This window comes from Anabaena sp. CCY 9402-a (assembly GCF_963920945.1).
GTDB lineage: Bacteria > Cyanobacteriota > Cyanobacteriia > Cyanobacteriales > Nostocaceae > Trichormus > Trichormus minutissimus.
Genome location: NZ_CAWUDL010000052.1, coordinates 23,166 through 46,726 on the forward strand (window position 1 = coordinate 23,166; position 23,561 = coordinate 46,726).

Genomic DNA, 23,561 nt, shown 5'->3' on the forward strand with positions numbered 1-23,561 from the left:
TAGTTTTTCTTTAAAAAATGCAGAGTTGTTTAAAAATAAAGTCCTAATATTTTTGAGGATGGCAATCATGGGTCTAAGCTGGTCAAATTCCTGCTGGCGATTTAGGGTAGCTAGTTTCTTAGTAGTGTGTGCAGCATACACTGCATCTGGAGATATTGCCAAAGCTCAGATTACCCCTGATTCCTCCTTAAGTCCTGAAAGTTCTCTGCTGACTCCAAATGTTAGCATAGACGGTCTTCCTGCTGATCGGGTTGATGGGGGAGCTATAAGAGGTACAAGCCTATTTCACAGTTTTCAAGAATTCAGTGTTGGGGATGGACAACGAGTCCTGTTTGCTAATCCTGGGGGAATTGAAAACATTTTCAGTCGAGTCACTGGAACTAACCCATCAACGATTCTGGGGACACTCGGTGTTAACGGTGGAGCGAATCTATTTTTAATAAATCCCAATGGCATTATTTTTGGCCCTAATGCCAGGCTTGACCTCCGTGGTTCTTTTTTAGCCAGTACAGCCCAAAGTATTAAATTTAACGATGGTATAGAATTTAGCACTACTAACCCCTCTGCTCCTCCTTTACTAACGCTCAATGTTCCCACTGGCTTGCAATACGGAGAAAATCCAGGCAGAATTCTCGTCCAGGGGCAAGGTAATGAACTAATAATGAATCAGGAGACTGGTCGGGTACTTCAGGTCAATCGTACTGGTGGTCTGGAGGTTGACCCTGGTCAAACCTTGGCTCTGGCTGGTGGTGAAGTCGTGCTGGAAGGCGGAAGTTTGAGAGCTGAATCAGGGCGAGTTGCCGTTTGGAGTGTTCAGGGAGAGGGTTTAATAGGTCTTACCCCAACCAATCCAGGGTGGGAATTGAGCAACCAGAGTGTGCAGAACTTCCAAGACATCTTCCTTTCCCAAACTGCTGCTATTGATACCAGTGGTGTTAGAGGTGGTAATATTCAAATACAAGGCCGGCGAGTGGCACTACAAGATGGTTCATTGATTTTATCTCTGACACGGGGTGACGAAAGTGGAGGAACTTTAAGCATCAGAGCTTCTGAGTCTATTGAAGCCAGTGGTACTGCTCCCAATGGCGAGGCTAGTAACTTTTTCACTGAAACATTAGGTCTTGGAAAAGCTGGTGATGTAGAATTTAACACCAAGAAATTGGTTTTTCAAAATGGGGCGCAAGTATCATCTAGCACTTTTAGTCAAGGACGTGGTGGAAATATTATTGTCAACGCCTCAGAGTTATTTGAAGCGACAGGAATCACGGCCACTGGCAATTTTGTCAGTGGCTTATTTTCTATTGCCCAGAGCAGTACTGGTGATGGCGGCACAGTTAAGGTAACAACTAAGCGGCTGTTACTCCGAGATGGGGCGCAGGTAAGTGCCACAACTTTTAGTCTGGGGCGTGGAGGAAGTGTACTGGTGAACGCTTCTGAGTCAGTGGAAGCTATTGGGATTGCGCCAATTACTTCTAGTGGCTTATTTGCTGGCAGTCTGAGTGCAGGTGATGGCGGCACAGTAGATATTACGACGGGGAAGTTGATACTCTTGGATGGCGCAGAGGTAAGTGCCTCAACTTTTAGTCAAGGTGATGGAGGAAATGTACTCATCAACGCCAAGGAATTAGTGGAAGTGATTGGTATTGATCAAACTGTCAGGATACCCAGTAGATTGACAGCACAGACTGAGGGGACAGGGAAAGGCGGTACAGTAGTTATTACAACAGGGAAGTTGATACTCCGGGATGGAGGACTGATAAGTGTCACAACTTTTAGTCAAGGTGATGGAGGCGATATATTCGTCAACGCCAAGGAATTAGTGGAAGTGACTGGCATTAATCAAACTGGCAGAATACCCAGCAGATTGACAGCACAGACTGAGGGGACAGGGAAAGGCGGTACAGTAGATATCACGACAGGGAAGTTGATACTTCAGGATGGGGGGCTGGTAACTTCCACAACGACCAAAGCGGGTATCGGGGGTGTTGTGCTTGTAAATGCGAGGGAGTCAGTAGAAGTTATTGGTCGAAGTGGCAATTTTCTCAGCAGTTTGGCAGCACAGACTTCTGGGACTGGCGAGGGTGGTACTGTAATAGTTAACACAGGAAGCCTAATTCTACTAGATGGGGCAAGGGTAACTGCCTCTACTTCTAATCAGGGTTATGGAGGCGATATACTCGTTAACACAGGAAGCCTAATTCTACTAAATGGGGCAAGGGTAACTGCCTCTACTTCTAATCAGGGTTATGGAGGCGATATACTCGTAAATGCCTCAGAGGTAATGGCAGCAGGTTTTGGGAGTGGGTTGAGAGTGCAGACTCAAGGTTCTGGCGACGGTGGTACTGTGACAGTGAATACGGGCAGGTTTATCGCTAGCAAAGGCGCACAAACTTTAGCTACCGTTTTTGAGAACGGTACAGGCAAGGGGGGAAACATTAACATCGAGGCTGACGAGATCCAATTAACCGGCACCTCTGACAATGGTGAACCCACCATTGTGTTTGCCAATACTCTTGGTGAGGGCGACGCAGGCGAAATCAGAGTTGACACGGCTCGATTAATCGTCCAAGACGGAGCGCAAATAGGGGTTGGGACTGGGACTTTTAGTAGCGGTCAAGGTGGAAATCTTTTTATCAAAGCTACTGATTCGATTGAACTAATTGGCACAGTTCCACAGATTCCCAATCGCCAGTTTTTTCGAGATCAGTCGGGTCAGCAGTTTCCTAGCGGTTTGTTTACTAGCTCTCAAGGTATCGGTACAGCAGGAAAGTTGAGGATTGAAACCGATAAGTTAACGCTGCGAGATGCGGCTACAATTAGTGTGAACAATCAGGGATTAGGAGATGCGGGTAATTTAGAAGTGGAAGCTCGTAACCTGTTGTTAGATAATCGAGCCGTTCTCTCAGCCACAACTACATCAGGTCAGGGCGGTAATATGACGCTCAAAATTGCCGATATCTTGCTTTTACGCCGCAACAGTCAAATTTCCACTACCGCAGGCATTGATCAGGCTGGTGGAGATGGTGGCAACATCTTGATTGATAGTGGCTTTATCGTTGCCGTTCCTAATGAAAATAGCGATATTACTGCTAATGCTTTTCAAGGGCGAGGTGGCAATATTAACATTAATGCTCGGAGTATTTTTAATCTGGAACAACGCCCATCAACTCCGCCTAATAATACTAACGATATTGATGCTAGTTCCCAATTTGGCTTAACAGGTACAGTCACAATTAATACACCCGATATAGATCCTAGTCGCGGTTTGGTACAGTTACCTAATAATCTCACGGATGCGTCACAACAAATTGTCTCTAGTTGTAACCCCGGTAATGCTGCTAGGCGTAGTTCCTTTACGGTCACAGGAAGGGGAGGAATTGCCCGCAGTCCGATAGAACCGTTTCAAGGTGATGTATCTACAGCACGATGGATAACATTAGATACAGTCGATGCTGATAAAAATAGTAATGTAATCAATGAAAGTCTGCCATCTTCCCCAGCGAAAATAGTCGAGGCGCAAGGCTGGATTGTCGATAAAAACGGTAATGTATCTCTAGTAGCTCAAGTACCGAATACTACTCCTCGTGGTTTGTCTGTATCTAGTGGTACTTGCTCCTGAGAAACATAGGTGACAGGTAACAGTAAAGAGGAAACAAGAGTTTTTCTTTCATTGATGGCGAGTGGTAACGCCACCAGTGCGGTTGCTCCTCAGTACAATCTGAATTATTTATGCGGCGAGACTCAATTTTTTACAAACTATTTCAACAATATCCCAACCTATTATTTGAATTGTTGACAAATCCACCAATAAATGCTGATGCTTATCGATTTGATTCAGTAGCAGTCAAAGAACCGAAGTTTGAAATTGACGGCGTATTTCTCCCACCAGAAAACGCAGGTGCAGGAGTGGTGTATTTCTGTGAAGTTCAGTTTCAAAAAGATGAACGGCTATATGAACGGGTATTAGCTGAGTCTTCACTGTATTTCTATCGCAACCGTGACAGATTTAGCGATTGGCAAGCCGTGATTATTTTCCCATCACGCAGTCTCGAACAAAGTGATATTCATCCCCATCGCTCATTTCTGAATGGCGGACAATTACATCGAGTTTATTTGGATGAATTGGGGGATATTCGCACCTTACCTGTTTGGGTAGCACTGATGGTATTAACTACGGTACAGGAAGAACAAGCACCAGAAGCAGCAAGGTATTTGTTAAGTAGAACTCGTCAGGAAATCTCATCACCTAAGAGTCACGCCATAATAGAAATGATCATGACAATTATGGTGTACAAGTTTGAGCAATTAAGTAGAACGGAGGTAGAAACAATGCTGGGAATAACACTCAAGGAAACGCGTGTTTACCGAGAAATTAAGGAAGAAGGTCGTGAGGAAGGTCGTGAAGAAGGTCGTGAGGAAGGTCGTGAGGAAGCAACTGTTAATATAATTATCCGACTGCTAACGAAGCGATTTGGTGAACTTTCTCCAGAAACGCGATCGCTAATTTCTAGTTTACCTTTGCCTGTCCTCGAAGATTTGAGTGAAGCACTGTTAGATTTTACCAGTGTTGCTGATTTGCAATCTTGGTTAGAAGCACGTTGACGACTCATTTACTGCATATACCCAGACAACAGTCGTACACAGTAGTGTAACCTTTCGTACTAAAGTAAGTTACATCGCCATATCTGGGGTACTGACGTTGGGTAAGTTAGTAGTTTTAAAGTTAGGCACAGGAAGTTTTGAGGCGGGATTTTCCGTCACATTGCAGATTGGTGATGAAAATGTGCGCCCAATTGTAGAAATTATTGGTGAACTACCACCAAACCCAGAAATTCCCCTTTGTTACCATCAATGGCAGTCTATTTATTGTCAACTTAAATTTTCTGGTCGTCCTATCGGTATTCCTAAGCAATCAAAACAAACCCTTTCCTTAGAAGATTGCGAAAAAGCGGCGGATAATTTAAGGTTTTACTTAAATACTTGGCTATCATCCCATAGTTTTCGTCCTATCCGTGAAAAATGGCTGGAAAAGCTTGTACCGGAAGACCATATCCGCGTACTACTACAAACCAATGACCTAAGATTGCAAAAACTCCCTTGGCATTTGTGGGATTTATTAGAACGCTATCCCAATGCCGAAGTTGCTCTGAGTGCGCCTAGTTATGAACAAGTTAGCCACAACTCACCGCCTAAATCACAGGTGAAAGTTTTAGCAATTTTGGGTAATAGTCAGGGGATTGATATCCAAACAGACAGTCAGTTGTTGAAAGAATTGCCTCATGCCAATACTACTTTCCTAGTTGAGCCATCAGGTAAAGACCTGACTGACCAGCTATGGGAACAAGACTGGCAGATTTTGTTTTTCGCGGGACATAGTGCTACTGATGGAAGCGGTAATCAAGGGAAAATTGATATTAATCAAACGGAAAGCTTGACAATTACTCAATTAAAGTACGGTTTGCGAAAAGCAGTGGAACGGGGTTTGCATTTAGCAATTTTTAACTCCTGTGATGGTTTGGGTTTGGCGCGGGAGTTTGCAGATTTGCATATACCCCAAATCATCGTCATGCGCGAACCAGTTCCTGATAGGGTGGCGCAAGAATTTCTGAAGTATTTTTTAGAAGCTTTTGCTCATGGTGAATCTTTATACATAGCAGTCAGAGAAGCGCGAGAACGGTTGCAAGGACTAGAAACGCAATTTCCCTGTGCTACTTGGTTGCCTGTAATTTATCAAAATCCGGCAACGATGCCTTTATTATGGCGAGAATTACACGTCAGCCAGAATAGTCAGCAAATAACATCTGTAGCCAAAACCCCAACTAGGAGAGGTATCAAACTACGACAAGCTTTTTCTGGGGTCATGCTTGTCAGCATAGTCACAACAGTATTATTAATGGGAGTAAGGTATTTTGGTTTACTGCAATCTTGGGAGTTAATGGCGTTTGACCATATGCTGCGTTTGCGTCCCCAGGAAAAACCAGATTCTCGCATACTGGTAATTGAAATTACAGAAGAAGATGTACAAGCTCAGTCTTCCAATAGGCGGGGGTCTCTGTCTGACGAGGCTTTAGATAAGTTATTAGCCAAATTAGAGGCGTATAAACCACGAGTGATTGGTTTGGATATATACCGAGACTATGCTGTACAGCCAGCTTATCCAAAGTTGGCGGAACGCATGAAAAATAGCGATCGCTTTGTGGGAGTATGTCAAGTTAGTAACCCCCAAACTAGCAAACCAGGTATCAAACCACCGCCAGAAGTTTCTCCCGACTCTCTCGGCTTTAGTGATATTGTCATTGATGCGGATAATGTGGTACGTCGTCATCTCTTGGCTTTAACTCCCCCTCCCTCATCTCCCTGTACTGCATCTTATGCTTTAAATGTGCAGTTGGCTCTACGTTATTTATATACTGAAGGAATTCAGTTACAATTTACCTCTGATGGAGCATGGCAATTAGGTAAGCTAACTTTAAAACCTATTGAGGCTCATACCGGAGGCTACCAAGGGATTGACGCGTTAGGACACCAAATTTTACTCAATTATCGCTCCTTTCCTAACTTAGAAGCGATCGCCCCCCGCATCACTTTACAAGAAGCATTAACTAGTAAACTACAAGCAGATGCAGTTAAAGACAAAATAGTTTTAATTGGCACAACAGCCGAAAGTTTTCGAGATTATTCATTGACTCCCTACGCTTCAGCAAAAGGTCAGTCACAGGAAATCGCCGGAGTTTGTTTACAAGCACAGATGGTGAGTCATTTGTTGAGTGCAGCTTTGGATGGGCGGCCTCTGCTAAGGACTTGGAATCTCTTGGGTGAAGTGTTTTGGGTTTGGGTTTGGGCTGTTATTGGAGGCGTACTTGCTGCATATCTGCGACAACCCACTTATTTAAGCTGGGCAGTTGGGGGGGTATTTCTGAGTTTGTACGGGTTTTGCTTGATATTATTAATACTATACAGTTCTTGGATTCCTTTTGTACCTGCGGCGATCGCTTTAGGAGGTAGTGCTGTCATTGTCATGACCGTCATCAAGCCTATCAAACAATCATAAAAATATATTTTTGCTTGACCACAAATTATGAAAATCCTTCAATTAACTATAGCCTTGGGGATACTATTGACTAGTAATATATCCTACCCTCTAAAACTTCAGGCTTTACCAGTTAATCATCATCTTGCTTCAGTCAAATTTATCCCACCACCGCCACCACCAGACCGTAGTGCAGCCGGTTCTAGAAGTGGGGCTGCAAGCCGTGGATGCGATGCAGGGAGTCAAACAGTAACAGCCTTAGTCCCAACCTACCAACAGACTATTAACCAAGGTCAGCAAGCTGTTGTTCCCATAACTCAAGTTTGGGGGTTAACAAACGCTGAAAATCCTGATTTTTTCTTTTTTGTTCCCTACAATGCTTCATCTATCGCCAATATAGAGTTTGTTTTGCAAGAACAAACTCAGAATAAAAGTAAAACTGTATACCGCACATATCTGACACCACCAGAATCACCAGGAATTATGAGCGTTCATTTACCCCCAGGTGCAGCCTCATTGCAGGTAGGTACAATGTATCACTGGTTTTTTAAGGTACGGGTTCAATGCAACCAAAAACAACCTCTGAAACTGGATTATGCAGAGGGTTGGGTGCAACGGGTTAACCAAAATTCAACATTAACAGAACAACTAAAACAAGCAGAACTCCAACAGAAAGTAACGCTTTATGCCACAAATGGTGTTTGGTATGATGCTATTGCAAGTTTGGCAGAATTACGCCTTACTAATCCCAAAAATGAATCTTTACTAGCAAAGTGGACAACTTTACTTCATTCAGTTGGCTTAGAGGAAATAGCTAATCAACCACTGATTAATTGTTGCAAACCCAGAACGTAGTAATGAGTGCTGAGTGGTGAGTGCTGAGTGCTGAGTAATAAGTAATAAATGGTGAGTAATGAGTGTCGGAGGTCTTTCGACTCAGCACTCACCACTCTGCTCAAAGTCTCGCTACGGCTAACAGAACTTCGCACTCTTTATTTGCGGCTACCCAACCACTTGGCGGCTGCTATACCGATAATCCCTGCAACTACAGGATTGCTGAGGAACTTGATAATCCCTGGCTGTTCGGCTAGAACTTCGCGGAAAATGTCAGGGTGATTGTGATATGCGAAGGATGCAAGCCGACTGACATCATCCGCATTCATCCGGCTGGCGTGGTGTGTGGAAAGACCTAATTGCTGTTCTAGGTGGCGGTCGTCTAAACCTCTTTGCTTGAAATGTTTGAAAAAGGCGCGTGCGACATCATCCCGTTCGTTGGGTTTAATTTGGGCGATCGCTTTTTGCAATTCGGGCTCCATTTGACTGGGGGGAATCCGTTCTGGTTGCAAGGAACGATTGAACAAACTACGACGTTGATCTGGTGTTGTTCGTTGAGCAAAATCATCAAAGGTTTCGTATTGAGTCCCAGAATCACTACTTACATCATCTAGAGATTCAATATTTCCTCCAGCTAAATCCTTCATGATTTGCCGTCTGTATTCTTCACTGCTGGTCACTTTTCTGATCTCCTTGGGAAAATGGGGACTAATCAATTCAAAATTCAAAATTAAATACTGTCACCTGTCGCCTGTCACCTATTCCCTTCTTAGGTATACTGAATCTGATTGGTTTGAGTATCGTATTTGGCAGTTACAATTAGCTTTTTGTCAGGCCCGTAAATCAGAACAGTTAAATTTTGATTGGGGAAATTCTTCCGAAAACCTTGTGCTAAAGATTTGGCTAAAGGTTTCACTTCGTTAGGACGGACTTGAGGAGAAATCACAACGCCTAGTTTGTTGTTATCACGTACATAAGCATCTTGGACTAATCCCCTAGATGTTTGTACAACCCAGTTACCAAAACTTTGTCCTGATGGGGTGTTACCTCTCTCTAACTCTGAATAAGTTATATCTCTACCAATGGCTGGAGGTGAGGTAATACGGTCACTTTGCGTTATTGTTCCGCCACCGCAAGCCGTAACTATCATCAACACCAAAATTAAAACAAAAGTCGTCAAAAATTTGCGACTCTGCTGTAGCAGAATCATATTTTTTCCTCCCATTAAAATCTTTACTAGACAATTTTCTAAAATTTTGAATTTTTATTTATTTAAATATGAATTATATGCTCAAAACCAGTGTAGGAAGGTAGAGATATGATATACATATCCCTACAGTCAATGCTATATCTCCACCCGGAAAAGCCTTCAAATACTTAAAACAAACTAGAGTTAATCAAGCTTCTTCTTCACGTTATCTTTGACATCTTCGACACCGTGACGTACTTGACTTTCGGCTTGCTTGGCTTTGCCCTCAGCTTGATCTTCAGGATCACCAGTCACATTTCCGAGTGCTTCTTGAGCTTTCCCTTCAATATTTTTACCTGTAGCTTTCGCTCTTTCTTCTAAACTCATTTTGCACTCCTAAATTTATGAATGATTAGCTTCAAAGCAATAAATTAACTTTGAATTTATTTGGTTATCACTCTATACAATCTAACTTTATAAATTTCTGCTAACTTCCTCCACAGGATATATTGTTGACCTATACACAAAGACATAAAACCAACAAACATATATAGCTTTTCTATCTATTCTGTGATAAAAATGAAAATTGAAAAACTAGCTTTTCCTATATATTGCATCAGCTTTTTATCCTAACAATAAATTAATTTCTTGATGTTGCAAAAAATCTAGCTTGGGTTTCCTGACGTCAACCTAACACCAATATCTATGTTGAGTTTCCGAGTCCATGTTGGGTTGCGCTGCGTTTAACCCAACCTTCTATCTTAGATTTTTAAGCGCAACCGCAGGCTACGCCAACGGAAATCAAACCGGATACCTATATATATTTTCTCAATCAAAAACCCAGTCACTATCAGCAACTGGGTTAATAATGGATTTATTAAAATTGATTCGATTCTTTGTTTCTCTAATCTATAAAACCCATCAGACTATCAGAATCATCTGTCTCGTTGGGAGCAACTGGACGATTACCCATTACAGAATAGTTGCTAGAAATAACTAGCGCACTAGAAGAAATTGGACGAATTCCTGACAAGTTAATACTGTCCATAACTTGGAACGTATTAGCACCAATGGGACGGATTCCCATTATATTTATTGTCTCAACTACTTCCAAATGACTTACACCAATAGGACGTATTCCAGCACTGGAAAATGTATGAGCAACTTCTAAATCACTACTAGTAATAGGACGCTCTCCAGCAACGGCTAACGTTCCTACCACTTCTTGTTTATTCGATTTTTCTAACTGCACTGGTAAATTAGCACCTTTTTCGACTTGTTCTTGATTCGAGCTATGACCTTGGTTATTTTCGACTTCCACCGTTGTTTCTCCTTTAAGTTTGGCACGTCTTTGCCGAGGGCTGACTGTTTTGCCATTAGTGCTGATGGTCATAACTAGACACCTCTGGTTTCGTAACTGAACTTTACAATATTTAAGGAAAACTTAAAATATTTCCTATATAACAGAGTTTAACCTTAAACAACCTTGCATAGATATAAGTATCTTCAAAACTGAGATATAAGTAAATTTAAATTAAGAATTTTTGCAAAGTAAGATTACTGAATTGAAAAGGGACTGAGGAAAAGAAAGCAGGGGAAGCAGGGGGAGAAAAATACAATGGCCACTCAGCACTCACTACTCATCACTCACTACTCATCACTCATCACTCATTACTCATTACTCATTACTCAGCACTCAGCACTCAGCACTCAGCACTCCCTAACGCTACTATGAGATAGGGTATTTCTTAGTACAAATGTATGACAGAATTTGGTCTGCAAGCTCCCTTTAGTCCGACTGGTGATCAACCACAAGCGATCGCACAGTTAGTTGCTAGTATAGAAGCGAATAACCGTTACCAAACCTTACTAGGGGCGACGGGAACAGGTAAAACATTTTCCATAGCAGCAGTAATTGAGAAGGTGGGTAAGCCGACTTTAGTTTTGGCGCACAATAAAACCCTAGCTGCACAACTTTGTAATGAGTTGCGGGAGTTCTTCCCCAATAACGCTGTTGAATATTTTGTCAGTTACTACGACTACTATCAGCCAGAGGCGTATATTCCTGTTACCGACACCTACATTGAGAAAACGGCGGCGATTAATGATGAGATTGATATGCTACGTCACTCAGCGACGCGATCGCTATTTGAACGGCGTGATGTAATTGTTGTAGCATCAATTAGCTGTATCTATGGTTTGGGTATCCCCGCCGAATACCTGAAAGCGGCTATACCCTTACAAATTGGGATGGAAGTAAATCAACGCCAGATTTTGCGGGATTTAACTTCAGTACAGTACAGTCGTAACGATATCGAAATGGGACGGGGACGTTTCCGTGTCCGGGGTGATGTCTTAGAAATTGGCCCCGCCTACGAAGATAGGATTATTCGGGTGGAATTCTTTGGCGATGAAATTGACGCAATTCGCTATATTGACCCCGTAACGGGTGAAATTATCAATAGTTTACAAGCTGTGAATATTTACCCAGCGCGTCACTTTGTTACCCCAGAGGAGCGTTTAGACGTCGCCTGTGAAGACATTGCGGCTGAATTAAAACAACAAAAAACAGGACTAGAAGCAGCTGGTAAGTTAGTAGAAGCGCAACGCATAGACCAGCGTACACGTTATGACTTAGAAATGTTGCGTGAAGTTGGTTACTGTAACGGTGTAGAAAACTATTCCCGTCACCTAGCAGGAAGACAAGCCGGAGAACCGCCAGAATGTTTAATTGATTATTTTCCTAAAGATTGGCTGTTAGTAATTGATGAATCTCACGTTACTGTACCGCAAATTCGCGCTATGTATAACGGCGACCAAGCGAGAAAGAAAGTTTTAATTGAACATGGTTTTAGACTACCTAGTGCGGCTGATAACCGTCCTTTAAAAGCAGAGGAATTTTGGACGAAAGTCAATCAATGTATTTTCGTTTCCGCTACTCCAGGGAATTGGGAATTAGAAATTTCTGAAGATAGGATAGTTGAGCAAGTAATTAGACCTACTGGTGTAATTGATCCAGAGATTTTTGTGCGTCCCACAGACGGACAAATTGATGATTTGTTGGGAGAAATTAAAGATAGAATTGATCGCCAAGAACGGGTATTGATTACCACTTTAACTAAACGCATGGCGGAAGACTTAACCGAGTATCTGCAAGAACACAGCATTCGGGTGCGTTATTTACACTCAGAGATTAATTCCATTCAGCGCATTGAAATTTTAGAAGATTTGCGAGAGGGTAAATTTGATGTTTTGGTAGGTGTAAACTTACTGCGGGAAGGTTTAGATTTACCAGAAGTTTCCTTAGTGGTAATTATGGATGCCGATAAAGAAGGATTTTTACGAGCCGAACGTTCTTTAATTCAAACTATCGGGAGAGCCGCGCGTCACATCCGAGGACAAGCGATTTTATACGCTGATAATTTCACCAACAGCATGGTGAAAGCTATTGAAGAAACTGATAGACGGCGGGGAATCCAAATGGCACATAACCGAATGCACGGAATTACACCGCAACCAATTGTAAAAAGATCGGGTAATGCGATTTTATCTTTCTTAGATATTTCTAGAAGATTGAATGCAGGAGATTTTAAAGTTGTAGAAGAAAATTTAAGTGAATTGCCATTAGAGCAGATTCCTGAATTGATTACCCAACTGGAAACACAGATGAAAGCCGCAGCGAAAAACCTAGAGTTTGAAGAGGCGGCAAAATTGCGCGATCGCATCAAGCAACTGCGCGATAAAATGCTAGGACGTTAATAAAATTACCCCGGTTGTGGAGAAGAATCGGGGTTTTCACTCAAAACTAGAGCGATCGCTTGCCAATATCAATCAGTTAAATATCTTTGCTACTTTTCTCTACGGTATTTACATAGCTTTATTATAATTTATTTCGAGATAACTTATAATTCCTGATTTACACCTATACTGCAATTCCAGAACAAATAAATCTTGCTGTATTCAATATATTACACAAAACGGCATGGTTAATAATTTTGTCACAGTATCCACTTTTAGTAACTATATTGATGCTAATTTAGCCAAGCAGCTATTAGAATCACAAGGCATTCAATGCTACTTAGCTAATGAGTCTACCGTTAACATGGCATGGCATCTAACAGTAGCAGTTGGCTGGATTAAATTACAAGTTAATCAAACAGATTTAGAACAAGCCAAAAAAGTTTTAGTATCTTCTGAGTTCGAGATAGAAGACTCAGCAGACGAATGGCTGCAAAATGATGAAGCTGATGATGATATCGAAAAAATATCTTGGGCAGATGAAACCGCAGATAGAGCATTTCGCACATCTGTAATTGGTCTAATTTTACTCTTCCTACCCATTCAAATTTACTCTCTATGGTTACTGGTGCGTTTATTAGTTTCCCGTCGTCAAATCAGTTCCAATCGACGTATTAAAGTAATTGTTGCCCTGCTACTTGATTTACTAAATCTTTATATACTCTGGGAAATATTATTTTAGATGGGCATTATTTTCCGCCTACTGTATTATTGAGAAGAAAAAACTATAGTCAACCACAGAAGGGTTTGACTAAGACGGGAGATACAAAAAATCAATTGTCCTGATTGCAGCAGAACTTTGAGCTAGTTAACTAATACAATCAATATGGACAGGCTTTTGATTTGGCTCTCTCCCGACAACCAGAAAATAGTACCGTATTCTCATCGTGGAATCAGGACTCAGGACGCAGGCTCTTTATGGTAGCAGGTAAAATTTTGCAGGGTGGGAAATACACCCTTATCCAAGAAATTGGACGCGGTGGCTTTGGCATCACGTTTAAAGCTACTCATCACTACTTAGAACAGGAGGTAGTGATGAAAACAATTAACGAAAAACTGCGACAACATTCTGAGTTTGCGAAGTTCGAGCAACAATTCCAAGATGAAGCCCGAAGGTTAGCTACTTGCGTTCATCCCAATATTGTCAGAGTCAGCGACTTTTTTGTGGAAGACGGACTCCCTTATATGGTGATGGAATATATTCGTGGGGAAACCTTGGGAGATGCGTTTATCTTGCCAGGAATACCCTTACCTGAAGCCACAGCTATTCATTACATCCGACAAATCGGCGCAGCATTGCAGGTAGTTCACAGCAATGGCTTACTGCATCGAGATGTTAAACCAGATAACATTATTCTTCGTCAAGGCACTCAGGAAGTCGTCCTAATTGATTTTGGCATTGCCCGTGAATTTAATAATGGCGTGAGGCAAACTCACACAGGGATAGTATCTGAAGGCTATTCCCCTATTGAGCAGTATTTAACCCAAGCGATGCGTACACCCGCTACAGATGTTTATGGTTTGGCAGCTACTTTGTATGCCTTATTAACAGGACAAGTACCCTTACCAGCATTATTACGCGATCGCGAACAAATGCCAGCCCCCCGCGAACTGCAACCCCATCTCAGTGCATCTGTCAATCAAGCCGTCATGCGTGGAATGGCTGTAGAATCTCGCTTTCGTCCCGCCACCGTTGCTGAGTGGCTGCAACTACTACCAGGAAGTGGTATAAACGTTGCCCCGCAAGTTATACCCACCTATGCAGTCCCTACTATTAATTTATCTGTTCACAATCTCGAAAATGCGGCTAACGGCAATATTTTCAGTAGTGTGAAGAAAACCTCGCCATTAAAAAACATCGCCATCATGGTTCAGAAGCTAGCGACTTCTAAGGTTTTCTTGGGTGTTAGTGTAGCTTTAGTTGCTGCTACCGCAGGTTTTGGCATCACCAATATGTTTTCTGATTCTCAACCCAAGTCACCTTCCAAACCATTGTTTGAAGAACGCCCACTAGAATTAGGGGGTAAAAACACTACCCCACAAGAAAACAACAATATCCGCAAATCTTCCACTGTTGATTCTGGCGAAACTACACCCACTGCCAACTTTAGACGACGCAGACGTAACTTACCTGAACAACAGACTGAACCTGCAAATACCAACAGCAGTGCTACAGAACAATCACCACAACCCAACATTGGAGAATCACCAAGCGTCAATTCTGAAAAATCTTCTCCCTCATCTAATACTGATGCTTCACCATCCCTAGTAGAGACGCTGCGGGAAATTCGTTCCTCGCGCAAAGCTAACCCCGCCAACTCTTCAGAAAATTCCCCACCCCCTAGTAGCCAGAATTCTACCCCGTCCCCAGTTGATAAACAGCCTAAACCTGTGATACTACCAAGCGCACCACCTACGGAGTCTAAAAATCCCGATTCTTCTTCTGTGGTAGTGCCAACTGTGGAAGTTAAACAAAATTCATCGACTGATAGCCAACCAGCAAAAGTACCATCTCAGAAAAACGACAAGCTTTTAGAAACCCAACCAAGCAATAATTAACAAGGCAAAATAATTGATTCAATTTTGCTGGCTACGTCAATGAGCAAGTGCGATCGCATCGCTGAGGACGTTTTCGATTTCCTGTGTGACGGTGATAGTATTTCGTGAAGATTTAGCGAGCTAACATTAGTAAAAATGTCAACTTAGGACAACTCTTCCTGATTAAATAGTTCTAACAAACCAATTGTGCCTACAAAAAAAGTATAAATACCATAATGTAATGGTGTCCTGTTTTTGGCAGGTGCATAAGTAGTTGCTATTACTGCTTCTAAAAAATGGGTTGTGATAACAATTCGCCCTATCCAAAGAATTATATTTAAATGATTTAAAATTTGCTGGTTATTTATTAGCAGATAATCATTCCATAATTCTAAGAGAATTGCTCCAGTCGTAACCACTATAGATATGATTTTTATAAAAATAAATATCTTGGGGTTGACTTTTTGAAAAACCTGATTATAAAGAAATAGTTTGATATTAACCATATTAAAATCGCTTTAATTGCTCAATCAAATGATCGAAATAGGGGGCTATCTGGGCTTGTTGGTCTGGTTCAACTCGCTTTAAACTGGCAGTCTTAATGCCTTCTAGTCCTACCACCATTGCATCTAACGGCACTTGCAACTCTTGATACAGCAGTTGCATATAGTGCAATCCTTCCGTGCTGGTGTAGTCAGTATGCTGTCCAGCGATGCCATAGGTAATACAGCGCAGGAAGTGCCAAAAATCACGCCAGCAGGCATCTGCCCTAGCGGCTGGGTAGAGTCCGCCACCGGGTTGAGTGATGTTAGGGAATGTTGCCAATACCTGGGTTCTGGCTTCATCTACAATTTCATTGACGCGATCGCGTAGTTCCCTAGTAACTGCAATGACTGCTGTAGTTGATGGCACAAGCTGCTGAATTTGCTGTAAATCTTCATCTGTGAGGTAGCGTCCCTCATCATCTGCCGCCTGGAATCGCTGAATTATTGCCAGTGAATGGGTACTCTGCCAGGTAGCAAAACTGACAATCCGAGCTTTCTGGATCAATTCTTGAACGGCTGCACTTAGAGTTGGCTTCGTCACGTTGCTTTGCTCCGAAATCAAGGCCATGAGACAAAATATATTTTCCCATGTTTTGGGGCGATCGCTGGATATGAGACATCCGCTTCAGACTAAAGTATAAGAAATCATCTACTGTTCGTTGCTATGGAACTCCACGAAATCGAAACCAAATTGCAAGACGCGGATTTTCAATACCGCCTCAAAGCAATCTCTGCCCTCCAAGATTATCCCACCGATGTCGCTGTTCCTTTACTGACCCGCCATATCCAAGACCCAGAGTTTCTGGTGCGAACATTCGTTGCTAGGGAGTTGGGCAAGCAAAAAACGTCTGAATCCTTTGCTGCCCTGCTGCAAATTATGAAGTTTGATAACACGCCCAATGTGCGGGCAGAAGCTTCTAACTCCCTATCCTTATTTGGCAGGGTTTCTGCCTCTCATTTAGTGCAGACATTTTTGCGAGATGATCACTGGTTGGTGCGTCGCAGCATTCTAGCAGCCCTTGTAGAAATGGACTGCCCTGAAGAAGTGCTGGAGGTTTGTGCTTTGGGACTACAAGGGGAAGATGCCGCAGTGCAGGAAGCAGCCGTAGATGCGCTGGGTTGGTTGGCCAATTCCCGTCAGTCTGAGGCTGCTTTGTCTCAACTCCTGATGCTGAAAAATTCTGAGGCTGAATATATCCGGGTACGCGTTGCCTATGCCATAAAACATTTTGATGCCTCCGAAGCCAAGGAAGCCCTAGTAGAACTGAGACAGGATGCTGATTACCGAGTAGTGGGAGCAGCAATGGAAGATTTAGTCCCGTAAATCTTTCTTTTACCTTTTACCTTTTGCCTTTTAACTTTTTACTCGTTCTGTAAGAGACACCTATAATGTATCCATGCGCTCGGACAACAATTCGACATAAAGGTCTAGACGTATTGTATTAATGTTTACAGAATTTAATATTTAGACTGGCAGAATTGGTCAAGAGCAAACTGTTACTGAGTATTTTTGTTTGCACGAAAGGAGAAAGACATGGCTGAAATTCCCACCGGCGGTGAAATGCTCTGGAAAATGGAAGGGGACGATCGGGTCTTATACCTGCGGCATAATTCGTCTGAGCAGTGGCGGCCGTATGAAGAGTTTCCGCAGTATGTTTTACCCGATCCTCAAGGATTTTCTAAAGGGATTGCTACCTTTCTGGCATTGCTGAAGAAAGATTGGACGGCAACTAAATCTTAATAGATACACTTTCCAAGCTGGCGCGTGTAGTGCGGCGGGTTAAAGCATGAGGTGTATCTAGTTCTTGTGCAGGCTGACTAAGGAGGCGCGATCGCATTTCGTCACTTAGCCCCTGCACCTGGGTAAAATCTGCTCCGGCAATGCTCTCTAACTTCTCGAACTCAACGCCAGTCATATCTGCTGCCCGCAAATCTGCACCTGCCAAATTAGCACCATTCAATCGAGTATTACGTAAATAAGCCCCCGCCAACCAGGCTGTCCGCAAGTCTGCTTGACTTAAACGCGCCCCCTGAAGATTCGCAAGAGTTAGATCAGCACCCCCCAAATATGCCCCCAACAAGCTTGCACCTTGCAAATCGGCATTCCGCAAGTTGGCTGTATTCAGCTGCGCCCCATTCAAATTGGCATTTGGGCCGATCGCCCCAGAGGATTTATAGGCAAAGCCTTCTGGAAAGAGGGTCTGGCTATTATATTTAGCCCCTAGCAACTTAGTGCCTGTCAAAATCGCTCCGCGCAAATCTGCACCACTGAGATCAACTCGGTACAAACAAGCTGAGAGTAAATTCGCATCCCGCAAAATAGCTTGGCTGAGATCCGCTCCCCGTAAATCAGCTGCACTGAGATCAGCTGCACTCAGATCGGCTTGACTGAGATTTGCTCGAATTAGAGTGGCTCTATGAAAATTGGCTTTTTGCAGTTCCAGCCCACTGAGATTGAATTGGTATAAATCTTGCTGACACAGAGCAAGTCCCGCCTTGAGGACAGCCAAAACGTCTTGGGGTGTCTTGAGAGTCTCCCTGCTGATCATGAGTTGAAATCGTGAGATTATTTAGGGGTATTGTACCGCGACATATATACAATCATGTTCTTTGGGTGTTGAGTAAATAATTACTAATTCGTAATTCGTAATTACATTTATTTTGTTTGAGGATGACCTATGGCGTTGATCACACCGATGACGATGATGGACTTTTTTCGTAAGAGTGAAGGAGTCTGGTTTACCCACCGCACGGTGCATCACTTTGATACGGTAGCTGATGAGTCGGGAGAATCAAAGTTATATGTGGGGGTGATTACACTAGATGATCCACGGATCAATATGATTTGTGAACAGCAAAGCATCGATCCAGTGGCGGCGAAGGGAGGAGCTAGCTTTATGTGGCAAGCACACGATAGTGACCAAGAACCTAATCCTGAGCAGGCTGCTGTGTTGATTGATGTCCCAGATGATGAGACAGGGCGATCAGGCAAATTGCTCCGCAACCAAGGGTATGTGGAAAAGATTCCCGTGGTTAGTCGTTACTGGTTTGGCAAAGACGGGATTTTATCAATTGATACAGAATATGACAGCAACCAGGGACAGGAACGCTGCTGGTTTATGACAGATGATTTTCGAGTGCGCGTCAGTACAGTGCGGATGATGAATGGAGTATATTTGATGACCTATTGCTCCGAACGACGCTGTTTAACTGAGGCGAGTTTAGCAGAAATGGTGCAACACAACTTGTCTAGGGTTGGAAACGCTATTCACTAGTTAGTACAACTGACTACTGACAACTAACCAAAGAAAGTGATAAGCATGAATTGAATTGAATTGACTTATTCTGTCCTACCTCCTGATGTTAAAAGTTTCAAAATTTCAACAGGGGAGTTGTTATAAGTTAGGTATGGTATTGCTGGAAGCCGGTAATGTGATGATAAAGCCATGAATAAAACGGTTGAAGTCCTACCGGATCAATCAGCGTTAGTTGCGCGATCGCTTGATTTGATCCTGACCAAGTTAGATACTGCCATTAAAGAGCAGGGAAAATTTACGATCGCCTTATCTGGCGGTAGCACACCTAAGCCGTTGTATGAAGCGATTGCCCAGCAACAATTACCTTGGGATAAAATTCATGTGTTTTGGGGCGATGAGCGTTATGTCCCCCCAAATCATCCTGATAGTAATGAATTAATGGCGCGTCGTGCCTGGCTAGATCGGGTTGATATCCCCGCCGCCAATATTCATGCTGTACCCACCTTAGATAACGATCCAGGGCGATCTGCTGCTAAATACGAACAACACCTGCAAGCATTCTTTCAATCTGCACCGGGAGAATTTCCCGCTTTAGATGTGGTTTTGCTCGGCATAGGTGATGATGCCCACACGGCATCTTTGTTTCCCCATACAGAAGCTTTAAAAGTAAGCGATCGCTTAATTACTGTGGGTAACAAAGACGGCAATCCCCGTATCACCTTTACATACCCATTCATTAATGCGGCTCGCACTGTCATATTTGTAGTGGCTGGTGCGAATAAAAGACCCGCTCTAGCTCAAATCTTTGCCCCAGAAGCGGATGAATCCACCTACCCATCCCGCCTAATTAAACCCCAAGGGGAACTTTTGTGGCTACTTGATGCCGCCGCAGGTGCGGAACTGCCAGCTTGATTTTTGTATCACAAGTAGTTGTTAAAATCGAAAGCTAGAGTTACTCTTTTGCCACAATTCTGATTCTTTTTGAAGAAGGCAGATTGTAGGAGGTAGGGGAAGCAGAGGTGCAGAGAAGCAGAGGTGCAGAGGTGCAGGGGAAGCAGGGGAAGCAGGGAGCAGGGAGCAGGGAGCAGGGAGATTTTATCCCAATCCCCAATCCCCAGTCCCCAATCCCCAATCCCCAATCCCCAATCCCCAGTCCCCAATCCCCAATCCCCAGTCCCCAACACTATATTTTAGGATGCTCTTGAACAAAGGCTTAAATCAATGACTATAGTCTGCCCTAATTGCAATCACTCAAATCCAGACGGCGCGGTTCAATGTGAAGCTTGCTACACTCCGTTACCCGCTACTAGCCACTGTCCCAATTGTGGTGCAACGGTACAGTCTGATGCCGCCTTCTGCGGTCAATGTGGCTTTAACCTACATTCAACGGCTGTACCTGCTGCTGCTACTGTCGTCGCTACTGTTGCTCCTGACATCCCTGTAGAAGTCCCAGCATTGGTTACGCCTGATCCAATACCAGATCCAATGTTAGAATTATTACAACCTAATGCTTTCGGTATTGACCCTGGGGTTTCACCCTTACCACCTACAGAAATGGCTGCACCTCCAGTTGCCCCTCCTGTAATGCCTAATCCAGTAGAAGCAGAAATTACACCACCACCAGCACCACCAGTTGTAATACCTGAAGAACGTGAAGAAGCTATTCCCACTGCACCTCCTGAGCCAGCACCAGCACCAGTTCAAGTAGTGGAAGAACCAACACCAACACCAGCACCACAGCCTGTAGTTGCACCACCGTCTCCAGCTAGAACCCAATTACAGCAAATCACAGCCTTATTAGTTCATGTCCAAAGCGACAGAGAAATTGAATTGCCACCAAGTCTGTCTGTAATTCACATTGGCAAGCCCAATGACCGTATCCCTCCAGATATAGATGTTTCAGGATTTTCTAATTCGGAAATTGTTTCCCGCATCCACGCTGATATTCGCATGGAGGGAGATTCTCACTATATAGAAGATGTCGGCAGTTCTAACGGCACTTACATTAATAATTTGCCCTTATTACCAGGTAACAGACACCGCCTCAGACCAGGCGATCGCATCAGCCTTGGTAAAGGAGATTTAATGACATTCCTCTTTAAACTCGCTTAACTATAGGTATAAAGGTTGAGGGGTAGAAGGGTGTAGGTATTTACAGCCCTGAAACCCCTACAACCTAATAACCGTCCAAAATAGTAATAATTACGAATTACGAATTACGAACTAAGAATTAGTATGAGCGAACCAGGAAAAGATTTTTATAAATTATTTACTAACGAAGCTCCACCAGTGGTTGAACGTATGGAGCTAACTTGGCTAGTAGGCGCAGCGATCGCTACAGCCGTCCTCTGGCAAGTGCCGGGAGGTAATTATATTTTATACCCTTTTAGTATTTTAGCTACGTGGTTTCACGAAATGGGTCACGGGCTGATGGCCTTACTATTAGGGGGAAAATTTCAGCAATTACAAATTTTTAGTAATGGTTCTGGGGTAGCAACCTATGCTCTCCGTTCGTCATTAGCTCCCCTTGGCCCGTTCTTAGTCGCCGCCGCCGGGCCAATGGGGCCACCACTAGCTGGCGCAGCTTTAATTTTAGCGTCTCGTAATTTTAAAACTGCCTCCTTGAGTCTCAAAATTCTCGGAGGTTTTTTACTAGTTTCTACATTAATTTGGGTACGTTCCCCGTTTGGATTTGTGGCAATTCCTCTATTGGGTTTAATGATTTTAGGCATTGGTTATAAAGCCCCCCAATGGATGCAAGGATTTGCCATCCAATTTTTAGGCGTACAAGCCTGTGTGAGTACCTACCACCAACTAGATTATTTATTTAGCAGCACAGCTGGCCCTTTAGGACTTTCTGATACAGCCCAGATGCAAAAATATTTGTTGTTACCTTATTGGTTTTGGGGTGGATTAATGGCGATCGCATCCTTAATTATTCTCGTACAAAGTCTCCGCATAGCCTATCGTTCCGTATAGTCATTAAAAATCTGACACGAGAAATGCTGATTTGTACACAGGAGACTAACTAAAACCCATTGCATAATTATGAAGGAGGTGGCAACCTCCGACATCGGGGAATTGTCTTATCTTAAGTTATGGACATCATCGTCCAGAGCTACCAACAGATACTTGTGATTAGATAATCAGCATGAAATTTCAACTGTTATTCGGCTCTTTATTATCCCAGCTTAAAATACGTCATTGGTGGTTAGGTGCTTTATTGTGGATAGCTTTGGTTGCTCCGGCGCAAGCTTCTGTGATTCTGCGTGTAGCTATTGAGAGGGGAGTCAATCAAACTAAAGTTGGCAGTTCCACAACGGCGATTGTCAAAGACAGTACCGGGCGAACTCTAGGACAATTACCAGCCATGAGTGCTTTTTATGCTCAAGCCGTACCTGGAGGTGTGGCTTTAGATAAATGGCAATCTGGGTTATTTTGGATTGAACCATCAGGCAAAGGATTCGTATATATTGGCGATCGCTGGTATCGCGGTAGAACTCTAGTTGTCCCCACAGACAAAGGTATCGATGTCGTTAACTGGGTAGATTTAGAAGAATATCTCTACAGCGTCATCGGCGCAGAAATGAGTTCTAGCTGGCCACAAGAAGCCCTCAAAGCTCAGGCGATCGCTGCCCGTACTTATGCACTTTACAAGCGACAAGAACAGCGTAAAAACCCCGTTTATGATTTAGGTGATAGTCCCGATCGCTGGCAAATTTATAAAGGCGTAAGTAGTGAATCTGCCGCCACTTATGGCGCAGTTGATACTACGGCTGGGCAAGTATTAACTTATCAAAATAATCTCATTCTCTCAGTCTTTCATGCTTGTTCGGGAGGACATACCGAAAACGTAGAAGATGTTTGGGGAAATCCCCTGCCTTACCTCCGTGCAGTAGAAGACTACGATCAAAACATCAAAGAATGTAATTGGCAACGCACCTTTTCACCTACGGAAATTAGTACCAGAATCGCTGGGGTGGGCAATGTTCAACAAGTAGTTCCGGAGGCATTTTCGCCTTTTAAGAGTGTAAAAGCTTTAAGAATCGTTGGAGATAAAGGTACAAAGATACTGCGCGGCGAAGAAGTCCGCACAGCACTCAAACTGAGAAGCACTCGGTTTAATGTCACCAAAGCAGCCGATGGTAATTTTCTACTCCAAGGCTTAGGTTTTGGTCACGGTTTAGGCATGAGCCAATGGGGAGCGTATAATTTAGCCTTACGCGGTGCTAACCACCTCCAAATCCTCGGACATTATTATCGCGGTGTCGCCCTCACACCTATTAAGGCGAAGTGAGTTGTGAGTGCTGAGTGGGTGAGTGCTGAGTGCTGAGTGCTGAGTGCTGAGTGCTGAGTGCTGAGTGCTGAGT

Annotated in this window: 21 protein-coding genes; 14 read left to right on the plus strand and 7 right to left on the minus strand. The window is 43.3% G+C overall.

The window, feature by feature from the left end:
- Positions 1-67: 67 nt before the first annotated feature.
- The 4 genes from ACM0OR_RS18665 to ACM0OR_RS18680 all read left to right on the plus strand — a co-directional run bounded on the left by ACM0OR_RS18665 (position 68) and on the right by ACM0OR_RS18680 (position 7,885).
- Complete coding sequence (locus ACM0OR_RS18665; protein WP_414577954.1) at positions 68-3,619, plus strand: filamentous hemagglutinin N-terminal domain-containing protein; 3,552 nt, start codon at positions 68-70, stop codon at positions 3,617-3,619.
- A 110-nt stretch (positions 3,620-3,729) separates the two neighbouring features.
- A complete protein-coding gene (locus ACM0OR_RS18670) occupies positions 3,730-4,602 on the plus strand; it encodes an Rpn family recombination-promoting nuclease/putative transposase (protein WP_414577956.1) in 873 nt (290 codons plus the stop codon).
- Positions 4,603-4,699: 97 nt separating this feature from the next.
- Positions 4,700-7,051: a CHASE2 domain-containing protein gene (locus ACM0OR_RS18675; RefSeq protein WP_414577957.1), complete on the plus strand. Its 2,352-nt coding sequence runs from the start codon at positions 4,700-4,702 to the stop codon at positions 7,049-7,051.
- Positions 7,052-7,078: 27 nt separating this feature from the next.
- Positions 7,079-7,885, plus strand: coding sequence for a DUF928 domain-containing protein (locus ACM0OR_RS18680; RefSeq protein WP_414577959.1), 807 nt, complete (start codon positions 7,079-7,081; stop codon positions 7,883-7,885).
- A 137-nt stretch (positions 7,886-8,022) separates the two neighbouring features.
- Here the strand turns inward: ACM0OR_RS18680 and ACM0OR_RS18685 are convergent, their stop codons facing one another.
- From ACM0OR_RS18685 to ACM0OR_RS18700, 4 genes are all read right to left on the minus strand, one after another.
- The gene (locus ACM0OR_RS18685; RefSeq protein ID WP_190701580.1) at positions 8,023-8,544 is read right to left on the minus strand and encodes a hypothetical protein; all 522 of its coding nucleotides are present in this window, start codon (positions 8,542-8,544) and stop codon (positions 8,023-8,025) included.
- A gap of 89 nt (positions 8,545-8,633) precedes the next feature.
- Entirely contained in the window at positions 8,634-9,074 is a 441-nt protein-coding gene (locus ACM0OR_RS18690) for a hypothetical protein (protein WP_323267802.1), read from the minus strand.
- A 183-nt stretch (positions 9,075-9,257) separates the two neighbouring features.
- Positions 9,258-9,440 (minus strand): CsbD family protein, encoded by a 183-nt coding sequence (locus tag ACM0OR_RS18695; RefSeq protein ID WP_190701575.1) that lies wholly within the window; start codon positions 9,438-9,440, stop codon positions 9,258-9,260.
- 517 nt (positions 9,441-9,957) lie between these two features.
- A complete protein-coding gene (locus ACM0OR_RS18700) occupies positions 9,958-10,446 on the minus strand; it encodes a hypothetical protein (RefSeq protein ID WP_323267801.1) in 489 nt (162 codons plus the stop codon).
- 368 nt (positions 10,447-10,814) lie between these two features.
- Here ACM0OR_RS18700 and uvrB point away from each other — a divergent pair, with 368 nt between their 5' ends.
- The 3 genes from uvrB to ACM0OR_RS18715 all read left to right on the plus strand — a co-directional run bounded on the left by uvrB (position 10,815) and on the right by ACM0OR_RS18715 (position 15,410).
- Positions 10,815-12,812 (plus strand): excinuclease ABC subunit UvrB, encoded by a 1,998-nt coding sequence (uvrB, locus tag ACM0OR_RS18705; protein WP_414577961.1) that lies wholly within the window; start codon positions 10,815-10,817, stop codon positions 12,810-12,812.
- Between the two features lie 223 nt (positions 12,813-13,035).
- On the plus strand, positions 13,036-13,533 hold the full coding sequence (locus tag ACM0OR_RS18710; protein WP_414577963.1) for a putative signal transducing protein: 498 nt from the start codon (positions 13,036-13,038) through the stop codon (positions 13,531-13,533).
- A 236-nt stretch (positions 13,534-13,769) separates the two neighbouring features.
- A complete protein-coding gene (locus tag ACM0OR_RS18715; RefSeq protein ID WP_414577965.1) occupies positions 13,770-15,410 on the plus strand; it encodes a protein kinase domain-containing protein in 1,641 nt (546 codons plus the stop codon).
- 143 nt (positions 15,411-15,553) lie between these two features.
- Here ACM0OR_RS18715 and ACM0OR_RS18720 read toward each other — a convergent pair whose 3' ends face one another.
- Both ACM0OR_RS18720 and ACM0OR_RS18725 read right to left on the minus strand, forming a co-directional pair.
- The gene (locus ACM0OR_RS18720) at positions 15,554-15,895 is read right to left on the minus strand and encodes a hypothetical protein (protein WP_323267797.1); all 342 of its coding nucleotides are present in this window, start codon (positions 15,893-15,895) and stop codon (positions 15,554-15,556) included.
- A 1-nt stretch (position 15,896) separates the two neighbouring features.
- Positions 15,897-16,475, minus strand: coding sequence for a phycobilisome protein (locus tag ACM0OR_RS18725; protein WP_414577966.1), 579 nt, complete (start codon positions 16,473-16,475; stop codon positions 15,897-15,899).
- Between the two features lie 123 nt (positions 16,476-16,598).
- Here ACM0OR_RS18725 and ACM0OR_RS18730 point away from each other — a divergent pair, with 123 nt between their 5' ends.
- Both ACM0OR_RS18730 and ACM0OR_RS18735 read left to right on the plus strand, forming a co-directional pair.
- Positions 16,599-17,258: a HEAT repeat domain-containing protein gene (locus ACM0OR_RS18730; protein WP_414577968.1), complete on the plus strand. Its 660-nt coding sequence runs from the start codon at positions 16,599-16,601 to the stop codon at positions 17,256-17,258.
- Positions 17,259-17,468: 210 nt separating this feature from the next.
- Entirely contained in the window at positions 17,469-17,675 is a 207-nt protein-coding gene (locus ACM0OR_RS18735; RefSeq protein WP_190701594.1) for a hypothetical protein, read from the plus strand.
- Here the strand turns inward: ACM0OR_RS18735 and ACM0OR_RS18740 are convergent.
- A complete protein-coding gene (locus ACM0OR_RS18740; protein WP_414577970.1) occupies positions 17,665-18,483 on the minus strand; it encodes a pentapeptide repeat-containing protein in 819 nt (272 codons plus the stop codon). The two genes, ACM0OR_RS18735 and ACM0OR_RS18740, sit on opposite strands and share 11 nt — an antisense overlap.
- Positions 18,484-18,612: 129 nt before the next feature.
- On the opposite strand from ACM0OR_RS18740, the gene ACM0OR_RS18745 reads away from it, so the two are divergent.
- From ACM0OR_RS18745 to ACM0OR_RS18765, 5 genes are all read left to right on the plus strand, one after another.
- The gene (locus ACM0OR_RS18745; RefSeq protein WP_414577971.1) at positions 18,613-19,209 is read left to right on the plus strand and encodes a phycobiliprotein lyase; all 597 of its coding nucleotides are present in this window, start codon (positions 18,613-18,615) and stop codon (positions 19,207-19,209) included.
- Between the two features lie 171 nt (positions 19,210-19,380).
- On the plus strand, positions 19,381-20,103 hold the full coding sequence (pgl, locus tag ACM0OR_RS18750) for a 6-phosphogluconolactonase (RefSeq protein WP_414577972.1): 723 nt from the start codon (positions 19,381-19,383) through the stop codon (positions 20,101-20,103).
- Between the two features lie 309 nt (positions 20,104-20,412).
- Positions 20,413-21,303 carry an FHA domain-containing protein gene (locus tag ACM0OR_RS18755; protein WP_414577974.1) on the plus strand — a complete coding sequence of 297 codons (891 nt, stop codon included), beginning with the start codon at positions 20,413-20,415 and terminating at the stop codon, positions 21,301-21,303.
- Between the two features lie 123 nt (positions 21,304-21,426).
- The gene (locus tag ACM0OR_RS18760; protein ID WP_323267810.1) at positions 21,427-22,170 is read left to right on the plus strand and encodes a M50 family metallopeptidase; all 744 of its coding nucleotides are present in this window, start codon (positions 21,427-21,429) and stop codon (positions 22,168-22,170) included.
- 172 nt (positions 22,171-22,342) lie between these two features.
- Entirely contained in the window at positions 22,343-23,488 is a 1,146-nt protein-coding gene (locus ACM0OR_RS18765; RefSeq protein ID WP_414577976.1) for a SpoIID/LytB domain-containing protein, read from the plus strand.
- Positions 23,489-23,561 lie beyond the last annotated feature (73 nt).

Bases quoted from the DNA above. Each gene is read 5' to 3' on its own strand.
- ACM0OR_RS18735 (WP_190701594.1), top strand. From the start codon at position 17,469: ATGGCTGAAATTCCCACCGGCGGTGAAATGCTCTGGAAAATGGAAGGG.
- ACM0OR_RS18690 (WP_323267802.1), bottom strand. From the start codon at position 9,074: ATGATTCTGCTACAGCAGAGTCGCAAATTTTTGACGACTTTTGTTTTA.
- pgl (WP_414577972.1), top strand. From the start codon at position 19,381: ATGAATAAAACGGTTGAAGTCCTACCGGATCAATCAGCGTTAGTTGCG.
- ACM0OR_RS18695 (WP_190701575.1), bottom strand. From the start codon at position 9,440: ATGAGTTTAGAAGAAAGAGCGAAAGCTACAGGTAAAAATATTGAAGGG.
- ACM0OR_RS18745 (WP_414577971.1), top strand. From the start codon at position 18,613: ATGGCGTTGATCACACCGATGACGATGATGGACTTTTTTCGTAAGAGT.
- ACM0OR_RS18755 (WP_414577974.1), top strand. From the start codon at position 20,413: ATGACTATAGTCTGCCCTAATTGCAATCACTCAAATCCAGACGGCGCG.
- ACM0OR_RS18665 (WP_414577954.1), top strand. From the start codon at position 68: ATGGGTCTAAGCTGGTCAAATTCCTGCTGGCGATTTAGGGTAGCTAGT.
- ACM0OR_RS18765 (WP_414577976.1), top strand. From the start codon at position 22,343: ATGAAATTTCAACTGTTATTCGGCTCTTTATTATCCCAGCTTAAAATA.
- ACM0OR_RS18730 (WP_414577968.1), top strand. From the start codon at position 16,599: ATGGAACTCCACGAAATCGAAACCAAATTGCAAGACGCGGATTTTCAA.
- ACM0OR_RS18760 (WP_323267810.1), top strand. From the start codon at position 21,427: ATGAGCGAACCAGGAAAAGATTTTTATAAATTATTTACTAACGAAGCT.
- ACM0OR_RS18715 (WP_414577965.1), top strand. From the start codon at position 13,770: ATGGTAGCAGGTAAAATTTTGCAGGGTGGGAAATACACCCTTATCCAA.
- ACM0OR_RS18740 (WP_414577970.1), bottom strand. From the start codon at position 18,483: ATGATCAGCAGGGAGACTCTCAAGACACCCCAAGACGTTTTGGCTGTC.
- uvrB (WP_414577961.1), top strand. From the start codon at position 10,815: ATGACAGAATTTGGTCTGCAAGCTCCCTTTAGTCCGACTGGTGATCAA.
- ACM0OR_RS18700 (WP_323267801.1), bottom strand. From the start codon at position 10,446: ATGACCATCAGCACTAATGGCAAAACAGTCAGCCCTCGGCAAAGACGT.
- ACM0OR_RS18720 (WP_323267797.1), bottom strand. From the start codon at position 15,895: ATGGTTAATATCAAACTATTTCTTTATAATCAGGTTTTTCAAAAAGTC.
- ACM0OR_RS18670 (WP_414577956.1), top strand. From the start codon at position 3,730: ATGCGGCGAGACTCAATTTTTTACAAACTATTTCAACAATATCCCAAC.
- ACM0OR_RS18710 (WP_414577963.1), top strand. From the start codon at position 13,036: ATGGTTAATAATTTTGTCACAGTATCCACTTTTAGTAACTATATTGAT.
- ACM0OR_RS18680 (WP_414577959.1), top strand. From the start codon at position 7,079: ATGAAAATCCTTCAATTAACTATAGCCTTGGGGATACTATTGACTAGT.